The organism is Lentilactobacillus fungorum, from assembly GCF_016860605.1.
Classification (GTDB): domain Bacteria; phylum Bacillota; class Bacilli; order Lactobacillales; family Lactobacillaceae; genus Lentilactobacillus; species Lentilactobacillus fungorum.
Genome location: NZ_BNJR01000010.1, coordinates 79,062 through 91,252 on the forward strand (window position 1 = coordinate 79,062; position 12,191 = coordinate 91,252).

General features: G+C 41.6%; 7 protein-coding genes. 6 read left to right on the forward strand and 1 reads right to left on the reverse strand.

Going from position 1 to position 12,191, the window contains the following annotated elements:
* The first annotated feature begins 479 nt into the window (after window positions 1-479).
* From YK48G_RS04685 to YK48G_RS04695, 3 genes are all read left to right on the forward strand, one after another.
* Complete coding sequence (locus YK48G_RS04685; protein ID WP_203629566.1) at window positions 480-689, forward strand: hypothetical protein; 210 nt, start codon at window positions 480-482, stop codon at window positions 687-689.
* Complete coding sequence (locus YK48G_RS04690; RefSeq protein WP_203629567.1) at window positions 655-2,787, forward strand: lectin-like domain-containing protein; 2,133 nt, start codon at window positions 655-657, stop codon at window positions 2,785-2,787. Before YK48G_RS04685 ends, YK48G_RS04690 begins: the two co-directional genes overlap by 35 nt.
* Window positions 2,788-2,992: 205 nt before the next feature.
* Complete coding sequence (locus tag YK48G_RS04695) at window positions 2,993-5,287, forward strand: DUF5776 domain-containing protein (protein WP_203629568.1); 2,295 nt, start codon at window positions 2,993-2,995, stop codon at window positions 5,285-5,287.
* Between the two features lie 413 nt (window positions 5,288-5,700).
* Here YK48G_RS04695 and YK48G_RS04700 read toward each other — a convergent pair whose 3' ends face one another.
* Window positions 5,701-7,119 carry an MFS transporter gene (locus YK48G_RS04700; RefSeq protein ID WP_203629569.1) on the reverse strand — a complete coding sequence of 473 codons (1,419 nt, stop codon included), beginning with the start codon at window positions 7,117-7,119 and terminating at the stop codon, window positions 5,701-5,703.
* A gap of 558 nt (window positions 7,120-7,677) precedes the next feature.
* On the opposite strand from YK48G_RS04700, the gene YK48G_RS04705 reads away from it, so the two are divergent.
* The 3 genes from YK48G_RS04705 to YK48G_RS04715 all read left to right on the forward strand — a co-directional run bounded on the left by YK48G_RS04705 (window position 7,678) and on the right by YK48G_RS04715 (window position 12,061).
* Window positions 7,678-8,670 (forward strand): D-isomer specific 2-hydroxyacid dehydrogenase family protein, encoded by a 993-nt coding sequence (locus YK48G_RS04705; protein ID WP_203629570.1) that lies wholly within the window; start codon window positions 7,678-7,680, stop codon window positions 8,668-8,670.
* A 173-nt stretch (window positions 8,671-8,843) separates the two neighbouring features.
* The gene (gntK, locus tag YK48G_RS04710) at window positions 8,844-10,388 is read left to right on the forward strand and encodes a gluconokinase (RefSeq protein ID WP_203629571.1); all 1,545 of its coding nucleotides are present in this window, start codon (window positions 8,844-8,846) and stop codon (window positions 10,386-10,388) included.
* 122 nt (window positions 10,389-10,510) lie between these two features.
* Window positions 10,511-12,061 carry a glycoside hydrolase family 30 protein gene (locus YK48G_RS04715; protein ID WP_203629572.1) on the forward strand — a complete coding sequence of 517 codons (1,551 nt, stop codon included), beginning with the start codon at window positions 10,511-10,513 and terminating at the stop codon, window positions 12,059-12,061.
* Window positions 12,062-12,191 lie beyond the last annotated feature (130 nt).

The window sequence follows — 12,191 nt, forward strand, 5'->3', positions numbered from 1 at the left end:
AATTAGCTCATGAGTTATCTCCTCCTAACTGATACATCAGTCAAAAAGAGAATACCATGATCTGTTAGCGCTTTCAACTATTTGTATGGATTAATTTTAAAAAATTTTTCTGACCGTGGGAATTCTCGCTAGTTCATTGGCCTTTAGGCATTGTTGATTCCTTAAAACAATAAAAGGAACGTCATAAAATAGTCTTCTTATTATTGCAAGATAAGAAAAAACTCAATCAGAAAATGACTAATACAACCCTTACCGTTCATGTATGGAAAAAAGAGGTGGGATTCAATATGTTAATTGGTTTTGAATTAGAAGATTGGCGGGTTTAAAATAATTGTTGATTCCAAATGAGCGCCTAATGTTATAATTATATTGGAATACTTAAACCGGTTACATTAGAGGATTAACGTAGCCTTGATTTATGTGAGGGTATTTTAGTTACAAATTGATAGGGTAAACATAGTTATTGGAGGGGATTATAAATGTTGAATCATCATTCTAGGTTGCTGAATTCTCAACGTTATAGGGATCAGATGAGCAGTGGCGCAATTGTCAAGAAAATTACGGTTTCGTTAGGCATTAGTGCTGTGTTACTAATTGCACCAGCAGTATTGAGTACGGTAACGGGAAATCCTTCATTTGTGGGGGATCAATCAGTTGGGGGATCAATCAGTTGCTTTTGCTGCCGCTGATGATGGTACGTTAATAAATGTTACGAAAGATAATTTTGATGACTATTTTACTGAACCTTCAGGAAATAATAACACGGCCAAATATGATCCAAATACAGGCATTATTAATATGGTTCAAGACGATTCGCCAAATTGGACTGCTCAAGCGGGGATGTCATTATTGAATGGTGTAATTGATATGTCTAAAAACTTTTCGATGCAAGGGGATATTGAGATTACACCAGGGTTTGATGGTACTACATATAGTGACGGGGTACTGTTTGCGTTTCGTCCTGGAGACCCAACCCAAATTGGGAACCCTGGGGCAGGAATGGGTGTCGGCGGCATTCCTAACGCATTTGGAGTTACTTTAGATACTGCAGATTATGCAACCGACGAGGCTGGAAGAAGCGAAAAGGATCCAGGTACGCCTGCTAATCCCTATGTTTCCTTTTTCCAAAATATTGAGCGCCCAGATCTTACTGCCCATAATGCTACGGACATCTTACCGAATTCTGATTGGGTTAAACATTTACTTTCGGATAATAACAATCCACAAGGGTTAAGCTATGACAACTTCGGCAAGGATAAATGGGTTCATTTTAACATCAGCATCAAGAACAAAGTCATGACTTATACGTTTACAACGGATAAGGCTGATGGTTCTCAAAGCTATACGGCCACCCGCGATTTTTCTGGTCAAATTTCTGATAAGAATCCGAATATGAGCTTAGCAATTTCATCTGGGGCACAGTCGTCGCAAGCTAATGTCAACGTAAAAATTGATTCGTTAACCTTTTCAGCTCAAGGGGTTGTAAATGTCGAGTATCTTGATGAAGATACTAATAATAAGATTGCTGATACGCAGACTTTAAGTGGTTCCTTAAAAGATACTGCAGTTATTGATCCCACTGAAATTCAAACTTTGAAAGACCAAGGTTATCGCCTGGACAGAGTGGAAGCACCCGCTGGATATGATTATAATCACGCAACGTTGCCGTTTGGTGGGACAGACAGTACGTCAACAATTCCATATACTGATGTCTTGCAGACGATTAAGTACTACTTTAAGAAAGATGCTGCAAAACAGATTAATGTTAATGTGATCCATGAAGATGCTGATAGCCATCAGGTAATTGGGCACTCTGACACGATAAATGGTCAGTTTGGCGAAACAAAAGCAATTCCTAGTCAATCAATTTCAGGTTATACGCCCGATAGCGCTAATCCAACTTCATTTAAGCTTGGAACCCTCAACGAAGATGGTTCAACTCAAAAGACGATCTTCTTGTATTATCACAAGAATTCTTCAGCAACGGGTGGGGGCTTATCAGGTACGACAACCGCTAGCCCAGTTCAACCAACTAATAATCAGTTGGCACCAACCACTAGCCAATCACCAGCTACACCAACAACTAGTGATGGGGTGGTTGCCAAGAAAGGTGAAGTCGTTTATGCCTTGAAGAAAATTTATATGTATAAAAACAATACTTTTAAGAAGACAGATCGGATTGCTACTTATGCCAAAAAGCCACGAATTAATCGGCCAATGTTTGTTGTGACCGACTATGCCCGTTCACAGCAGGGCCGTTTGCGTTACGTCGTCAGGGATATCAATCATCACAGTAAGACTTATGGCAAACGGGGGATGATTACCGCTAACTGGAACTATGTCCGACCAGTATACTACCGGAGTACTTACAAAACCTTGACGGTAATTAGTCCACGTGGGGTCAATGAATATAAAAATAAGGACTTGACTGGCAAAGTCAGAAATTATAAACAAGGTACCCGGCTAAAAGTGAAGGGCTTTGTTAACCATCATTTAACGACTCGTTATGTTTTGAGTAATGGTCATTATGTCACTGGTAATCGTAAGTTAGTTATTTCAGGTAAATATAAACAACCTAAGCAAATCAAGACTAAGAAGTCATTGTATCGGTATAACAATGTCAACCTTGGTAAGCGAACCAAGTTGATTAAAAAGGGGACCATTTTAACTGTCAAAAAGTGGGCTTATTCGCACCCGTATTCGACAACTAATTTTGGCGCTAAACGGTATCAGATTGCTGGAGAATATGTGACGGCAAATTCACGATACGTAACAGTAATCAAATAGTTTCGAGAATGGCAAGGATGTACTCGCCTGGCTACTATGACAATATTATGAAATTACTACAATCAGTCATTATACCGGAATGGTAGCGAATACAATTGCGGCATATTAATTCTGTTATGAACTGTAATTATCATGAGATTTGCTGCTGGTTAATTCAGAGGGGTAATCAACGTATAGGAAAAATCATATTTTGGAGGGATTAATTGTGAGAATAAGTAAAGGTGATAAGCACAATATTAAAAAATTAGTCGTGTGGTTAGCAATGATGACCGTCGCCATTTTGGTAGGCTTTGCAGGATTGTACCAAGGCTCAGCAACAGGTCGGGCCGATACAGCGGACAATAACCTGGCTGATATGACCTGGGGATTATTGCCCGCGGGTGAAGGCAAAACGTCAACGTCTTTGCCAAACTATTCGTATCTTCAAGGTTTTACAGTAAGTCCTCAAGACTGGAATCCTAGTGCACAAAACAGTCCATTTAGTGCAGATAAAGCAACATTGGCTAATCCTTACATCGTCGGAACTAGTGATCCTCATACCGTTAGTCTCCAAACAGATAAAGATGGAAATTATGTACCTTCGGATGCCAGAGTTGGTGACACGATCCAAGATGGGAACGGGGATACTAGATCATTTAAAGTGACGGGCTTTAAGCTGGGTGCTCATCCGCAGAGCATGAAAGCAGTTGATCCTAATCATTATGACTTTGATAAACTAGCGATTGAGTGCAACTATTTTGATTTTAAAGTCCAAGAAGTTAAACGCGATGGGACACCAGTTGATAAAACCGGTTTGAGAGTAGCGTATAATGGCACAAGCCAAACGCCGACTATTCTGGGCTTTGATCAGATGACGGATTCAAATGATTTAGCGAAAGTCACAATTACGCCTAAGGGAACTGCCGGTCAAGGTTCAATGTTTACTGGATCGCAAACGTTGTATTTTGCCCTAAAGGCACCGACTCCTGGAAAGGAAGTACCGTTTAATACTACCTTTAATTATTCATATTCATCGGGCGGTTATTATGATAATTTGATTAATTTAAATCCAGGACCTAACTGGTTTCCCAAAGGATTTGGGCCGTCAGATAATGATGACGTTAAGAACGGGACGGTAGACAAGCCTATTCAGGTAACATTACCCACTAACGATGCAAGTTTTAAATATGGGATAGCTGCTTATAACGCTAGTGAGATAAGTTTACCAATTACTGTTGATGGTAAATATGGTCTTAGTGTTGCAAGCGATAATAATGGAAGTGATTATGCAGTTAGCGGATTTGACAAGTTACAATCTGGAACCACTGTTCCGTTTAAAATAACATACGAAAATGGTGACTACAGTTTAGTTTATATTACATTCACTAAGGCAAATACAACCAATTCGATGACCGTAAATTATGTCGATAATGATGATAGTAACAAGGTCGTTGCAACCGACACGGTTTCAGGGAATGACGGTGCCACTGGGACATACGATGTTAATGCGGCAAAGAAAATTCCAGCAAATTATGAATTAGCTGGTGGTCAGTCAAGCACCATTGATTATACGATTGCATCAGGTAAGACGCTGACAATTAACTTGAAGCACCAAACAGAATCTACAAAGGCAACTACTCACGCAATCATTAATTACGAAGGTGCTGGTAGTTTGACACCGGCTGCACATTCAATTGATGTTAACTGGTCGGCAACGAAGGACAAGGTAACTGGTGATACTTCAAATTGGTCAACTACTAATTTACCAGTGACAATTCCAACACCAAATGTCACGGGATATACTGCTGATCATAATGCAGTAACATTTGATAAAGTTACTGGTCAGACAACTTCACCTGCTGACAAGTCAGTTACGGTTCATTATACTGCTAACTCGACACCTTCAAATAATGGTGGTGGGACACTGGTTGTTACACCAATAACTTCGAATGCGTCAACCACTCCTTCAGCCACTAACAATACCGCTACTTCCCCAATTACCGAAAAGCCAGCCACACCAACCATAACTGCACCAAGCTACGCTGCCAAAAAGGGCGCTGCAGTATACGCAATCAAGAGCGTTTACATGTACAAAAACGCCAACTTCAAGAAGAACCAACGCATGGCTAAATATCCAAAAGCAAAACGGATTAACCGACCAATGTTCGTGGTGTTAGATTACAAACGTTCCACTAACGGCGCTTTGCGCTATAAAGTTTGCGATGTCAACCATGGCGATAAGACCGTTGGCAAAATTGGGTACATTACCGCAAACCAGAAGTTCGTGGTTCGCGTATATTACTCAACCATGCCAAAGAATAAGAAATTGACAGTGATTGCCAAGAAAGGCGTCAATGCCTACCAAAACGTCAATCTGACTAAGAAGGCCAAGCACTTCAGGAAGGGTGCTCGCATAACGGTGAAGAAGATTGTTAAGTATCATTTAACGACTCGTTATGTTTTGAATAACGGCCAGTATGTCACTGGTAATAAGAAACTGGTTATCCAAGGCAACTACTAAAAGCTAAAGTAACAAAAGTGTTCGGTCAGCCGCCGGGCACTTTTTTTTGCCATCTTTTGGTTTCAGTATGTTTTGAATTATGTCAAGGGTCATCCCCCATTTCATAAACGATGAAAGTGTAACGACATAAGATACATTATAGGATCATGGTTTAACGAATAACATTGAGTGGGGTGATAACTCATTAAGTAGTGCCATTAAGGAATTCTGATTGCGATTAAAACAAATCGATCAGCGCCTTTATTCAAAGCATCCAGATTGAATCAGGATATCCACGTAAGCTTCATCGCAGCTATATAGATTCTGGTCAAACTAAAAACGCCTTCTCAAGTAACCAAGCGTTAATTGGGCTTGGCTCCTTGAGAAGGCGGATAGCTAATATTTCGATTACAGCCGTCTGATTTGACGTAAACCTATTTTTCTTCTGCTTCAGTATTCTCCGTATGAATCTTTTCAAGTTTAGCTGCGTTAGCCATTACTCGTTTTTTATTCAATGGGTAAAGGAAAATTAGGACTAGGGCAGCCAGTGCTAGACAAGCGGTTGGAACACCGGTTGCTAACATATAAATTCGATCGATGACTTGGGTCGTTTGGCGAACGCCACCACTAGTTGATGAGACATAGCCAATGAAGGTTAACATGAAGCCACCAAAGCCGCCAGCAATGGCCTGGGCAACTTTTCGGGCAAAGGAATTTACACCATAGACGATTCCATCTTCCCGGACGCCAGTTAAAACTTCGTGGTTATCAATCACGTCAGTAATGAAGGCCCATACCATTAAGTTAAACACGCCAGCACCAAGGGAGCCTAGGAATAGCATGATTAGATAGAAACTTGCACTATGAGTGTGAACAACCATGAGAATGGCGTACATGATTGCGCCAAAAATCAATGCGGTTACGGTACTTTCCTTTCGACCAAATCGCTGGGTCATCCAATTACTGAAAGGTGCCAGTAATAGAACGGTTGCAAAGTTCACAATCAGTGCCAGTGACATAGCGGTTTTGTTTTGGAAGTAGTCATTGAATAGGTAAGAAATTAGGGTTCCAGAGAGGTTTTGGTTCACTACCAAGATTAAGTCAACGAGGACTAAGATAATCAAAGCTTTATTTTCCAACATCCCTTTGACAAGCCGACCCATTGGCACTTTTTCACTTTTTTCGGTTCGAACTCGTTCAGTTGTCAGGTGAGTTGTCAATTCGTAGCAAATGTAACCGAGAATGGCACAAGCAACGACAACCCAGAAGAATCGGTTACCAGAAATCTTTTGGGAAGCGCCGACATACATAAACATCGGGATAATGTAACTGGTGATCGCACTTCCTAGCGCAGAGCCCATTGCCCGAAAAGTTGACAATGAGGTCTTGTCGTTAGGGCTGCTGCTGATAGCGGAGGCCATTGAGCCATAAGGGATGTTAACGGATGAATAAAAGATTCCCCAGGCTAGGTAAGTGATAAAGACATACGCCAATCGAGCACCAAGGGCCCAATCTTTTACAATTGGAACAAATAATAGAACCAGCGCAATGAGTAAGGGGTACTTCATGCGATTAATCCACGGCTTAAACCGACCAATCTTATGAAGCTTACTATTATCAACTAGGCGGCCAACGGTGATATCTGCAAACGCGTCAACGAAACGAGCAATAATAAACAGCACGCCAACTTGAGCGCCAGTAAGGCCTAAAACGTTCGTGTAGAAAATCATCAAGAACGAATTAACAACGTTAAATGAAAAGTTATTTCCGATATCGCCAAACATATACCCAATTTTATCTTTAATACCAAATGGGTTAGCAGCTACCAGAATTGTTTTTTGTGTTTTATCCAAGCTAGTCACATCCTAAATTAATTATATTTGAATAATATCAAGTGCATAATTGTCCCAATGATCAATGATGGCTTAAGCAAAAAAACGGCCAGTTTTGATCCACTCCTTTCAAAACTGATACATCAGACAATTAGCATGATAACATTTTCAGATAACGCTTACAACCCAAAAATAAATAAATGATCATACTACTTGGTTATTTGATATATCAGAAGCGCTTAATAACGTCAGTTTGATTAGATGGATAAATTTGAAGTGAATAGTCGCTTAAATAGGAATATACCAATATTTTGCTAAATGAACGATGACTGATGTTTCGTAGTGACTTTGTAAGTGTAACCTTTAACTTTTTAATAACAGATATACAAGTATTTAATAAATAGCTTACGAATCTGGTATATCACCAGGGACCGTTAGTTTGGTCAAGCTGATTATTAAAAAAACAGATGAATCCGTTACCAATCTCGTAAAAAAGGCTTTGACAAGTCTTCATGAAAGAACTAGTATATCAGTGTAAGCATAAATATAATTTATTAATCTTTTAAAGGAGATTTTGAGATGGAATACAACATCGCGGTAGTTAACTCAAATAGTTTTGGTCAGGTCTTTACCGAACATTGGCAGGAATTAGAAAAGATCGGCAAGGTTAAGCGCTTTATGCTGCCAACGGATATTGATGGCAAATCACTAGCAGAGAAGCTTCAGGGCTTTAACGTGATTATTGCCAGCGTTACGCCGTTCTTTAACAAGGAATTCTTTGATAACAAGGATGAGTTATTGTTAATTTCTCGCCATGGCATTGGCTTTAACAACGTTGACCTGGAAGCTGCCAAAGCTCATGGCACCCAAGTGGCGATCGTTCCACAAAAGGTTGAACGAAATTCCGTTGCCGAAAATGAATTGGCTAATTTAATGGCATTGGTTCGCCAAGTGGTGCCATCATCTGAACGTGAACGCGCTGGTCGCTACGAAGATCGGGCCCAATTTATGGGGAATGAATTTAGCGGCAAGACCTTTGGGGTTATTGGCTGTGGCAACATCGGCAGTCGAGTCGCTGAATTGTTCAGTGTTTTTGGTGGGCCTGTATTGGTTAATGATCCTGATCCAGCAGTTGATTCCGAATGGTTTACCAATAACAACGTTGAGCGCGTTGATTTGGAGACCTTATTGAAGCGGTGTGATTATATTTCATTGAACGCTTCATTAAACGATACAAGCTTGCACATGATTAATGCCAAGACAATCAAGAACTTGAAGAAGGGCGCTTACATTTGTAATAATGCCCGAGGCGCGTTAGTCGAAGAAGATGCGATTAGTGATGCCATTAAGTCAGGTCAGTTATCTGGGTACGCAGCTGACGCCATGGAAGTTGAACCCGTTAAGGCTGATCACCCATTTTTGAAGAACGACCGTATTTTGGTTACCCCACATACTTCTGCCTACACGTATGAATGTTTGCACGGTATGGGTGAAAAATGTGTAAGTGACGTTAGAGCCATTGTGGCTGGTAAGCGACCAGGTCGTGAGTTAACCCATTCTTTGGCTGACTAGTAAAATCGATTGAATCAATGATGCATGTTATCATTCATTAAAAAGCCAAATCCTCATCGGGCTTGAAGGGATCGCAATTACACCAAATGGTCGAGTCGGTAAAGCACGCCGATAAACTGATATATCTGACCGGTATTCTAATATCGCTGTCACATTAAAATGGAGATATAAAAATGGATTATATTATTGGAATTGACGTAGGTACTACCAGCACCAAGGCGTTGCTGTATGATACCGATGGTCACATTTACGCAAAAGCAAACAAAGGTTATCCGCTGTATCAAGAGACGCCGGATATGGCCGAAGAAGATCCGGATGAAATTTTCAATGCAACCGTTTCAGCCTTGCAAGAAGTAACGGCTAAAGCTAAGGACGGCAAGGTGATTGCCATTTCTTGGTCTGCTCAGCAGCATAGCTTAATTGCGCTAGACAAGAACTTTAAGCCGTTGACGCGGTCGTTGACATGGGCGGATAACCGATCCGGCAAGTATGCCGCAGAATATAAAGAAAATGGCCGTGGCTTTGAGATGTATCAACGAACGGGTTTGCCCATTCATCCCATGGGGCCGTTTTATAAGCTGCTTTACTTTAAGAATGAGCAGCCAGCCATTTTTAAGCAGACTGCTTACTGGGTTGGTATCAAGGAATATATTATTTGGAAGTATACCGGTGTGCTCAAGGAAGAGGTTTCAATGGCTGCCGCGACTGGCTTGCTGAATATGAAAACTGCTAAGTGGGATGACGATGCTTTAAGTGAAGTTGGGGTCAAACGCGAACAGTTACCCGAATTAGTTGACACAACCGATAAGTTCCAAGGCATCAAATCAGAATATGCTAAAGTCATTGGCCTAGATAAGGACGTCTACTTTGTTATGGGGGCCACTGACGGTGCTTTGTCGACAATTGGTGTCGGTGCTATTCAAACAGGGGTTCTTGCTATTAACATTGGTACTTCGGCGGCGGTGCGCACGTTTGTTGACAAGCCAAGGGTTGATCCAAAAGCACGACTATACTGCTACCCAATTATGAAAGGAAAATACCTGATCGGCGGACCAATTAATAATGGTGGGATCGTCTTTAACTGGGCGCATGATTCATTATTTGGCGGTGAGCAAGAAGCTGCCAAATTGCTTCATATGGATTCTTATGACATGCTCAGCCAGATTGCGGCGACGGTTCCGGCCGGCTCTGACGGGTTGATTTTCCACCCCTATCTCGGCGGTGAGCGGGCGCCATTATGGGACGCCAACGCACGGGGGTCATTCTTTGGCCTCAATCGTAAGCATACCCGAGCTCATATGATTCGAGCCGTTTTGGAAGGCATTATGTACAATCTTTATTCGGTGACTTTGGCGTTAAAAGAAGTTACTGGTGAACCTAAGGCTATTTTAGCGGCTGGTGGGTTTGCCCGCTCGACGCTTTGGACCCAGATGATGGCTGATATTTTTGAAAATGATATCGTGATTCCGGAGTCTTATGAAAGTGGTAGCTTGGCTGCGATGTTTTTGGCGAAAATGGCGTTAGGGATGGAAGATAATTTAGAAGATATTAAGAAATACATGGGTAAGGAAACGACTTACCAACCAAATGAAAAAGTCTTTGCCCGCTATCGCCGATTGATCCCGATTTACCTCAGGCTAAGTCGTGATTTGTCTAAAGAGTACCAAAGCATTGCTGATTATCAGCGTGAATTTACTGATGATGACCAGTCAAATTAATGAATTCAAAATCCTAAGCTGAACAGATGTCGAATGAACAAGCTAGTTGTCGACTATTTTGGTTTGGGATTTTGTTACAAATGAATTGAAACCGTTTTAAAAGTAAAAGGAGACTAAAACAAATGGTAAGTAATGAAACTGAAGACCGGTTTTCAACGGAATTTTGGACAGCAACGTCGGGCGACTTGAAACAACGGCGTGATCACATTCAAACACCCGAATATGGTGAAGCCCAAACGGATGCGGCCAAGATCGTCATTGATCCTTCAGAGCATCATCAAGACTGGCTGGGTCAAGGAGCTGCGATTACCGATTCAGCGGCATCATTAATTTGGGGGGTAATGGATGAGGATCAACGAAATTCATTGCTTCATGAATTGTTTGACCCTAAGCAAGGTGGCTTTTCAAGTGTCCGGGTACCACTTGGTTCGTGTGATTTTTCGAGTCAAAAATACTATACCTATGACGACGTACCATTTGGCGAACATGATTTTAAGTTGGAAAAGTTCTCGATTGGAGAAGGTACCCCTGGGGCAGCCGATGCGACAAAAGATTTGAAATACATTGTGCCGGTGTTACAAGCCATTTTGAAGATTAATCCAGCCGTTAAAATTATCGCTTCTCCATGGTCAGCGCCAGCTTGGATGAAAGATACCGGTCATTTGACTTATGGTGGTCGATTGCGCTTTGGCCAATACACCGGTAACGGCTATGGGAAAGGCTTTACCTTTGATGCTGTATATGCACGCTATTTCGTAAAATATATCGAAGCTTATCAAAAACTGGGAATTCCAATTTATGGGGTAACGATTCAAAATGAACCGTCCAATGCCGCCCATTGGCCAGCGATGATTTGGACCCCTAAGGAAATTGCGCAATTTGGTTATCAGTATCTACGGCCAGCTTTGAATCGAACCTTCCCGGCAACAAAGATTTATTTCTTGGACGATAGCTTTAGTGCTTTGAATGAGCCAATTACCGATAATGTGACCCCAGCAGAAGCGGCGGCATTTGATGGTTTGGCTGTCCACACTTACAGTGGGCCTTACGATAATCTGTTCAATGCTAATCGAGCCTTTCCTAATTGGCAGATGGTGATGACTGAACGCCGCTGCATGATGGAAGAGAGCGTTGAGAACGCCTCTCATATTATGCCTGGGATCATTGGCAATTGGTTGGTTCGAAATGGCTTGAATATGATCACCTTGTGGAATTTGGCGTTAGATGAACGGGGATTGCCAAACGCGGCTGATTCAACTGGGCGAGAAGGCGTGGTTACCATTGATCACCGAACCGGAAAGGTCCAACGCAATCTAGAATACTTTATGCTGCGAAACTTCGGTCAAGATGTCCCAGTCGGCTCAAAAGTCATTGGATCGTCAAATTATACACCGGATGGTTTTAGTGGCGGTCTGGGATCGGTTGCGTTTGAAGCGCCAGATGGCTCAATTTCAGCTCATTTATACAATCCAACGGGTGAGCCATTAACGGCCGCAGTAACTATTAACGGCCACGGAACTGGTTGGCAGAACGTCACGGTACCGGCATGGGGGACTGTAACCTTGCATAAGGCCAATCACGCAGTTAATGAGTCAAAAGTGCCTGCGGATGATGATTTTGAATTGAATCCGTCGCCTTATAATACGGATGATGTGGCACCGGGGAAAGAATAAGATGGATAACCCTTATTTATAAGGATTTAATTAAGTTAGCAATTATAAAAAGTTTCTGGCAGAAAAATGTCTTTTAATTTGCCAGAACTTTTTTATTAGCTTGAATATCGTACCAGTTAATTAATTTGTA

Excerpts from the sequence above, each read along its gene's own strand:
- gntK (WP_203629571.1), top strand. The coding sequence starts at position 8,844 with ATGGATTATATTATTGGAATTGACGTAGGTACTACCAGCACCAAGGCG.
- YK48G_RS04715 (WP_203629572.1), top strand. The coding sequence starts at position 10,511 with ATGGTAAGTAATGAAACTGAAGACCGGTTTTCAACGGAATTTTGGACA.
- YK48G_RS04705 (WP_203629570.1), top strand. The coding sequence starts at position 7,678 with ATGGAATACAACATCGCGGTAGTTAACTCAAATAGTTTTGGTCAGGTC.
- YK48G_RS04685 (WP_203629566.1), top strand. The coding sequence starts at position 480 with ATGTTGAATCATCATTCTAGGTTGCTGAATTCTCAACGTTATAGGGAT.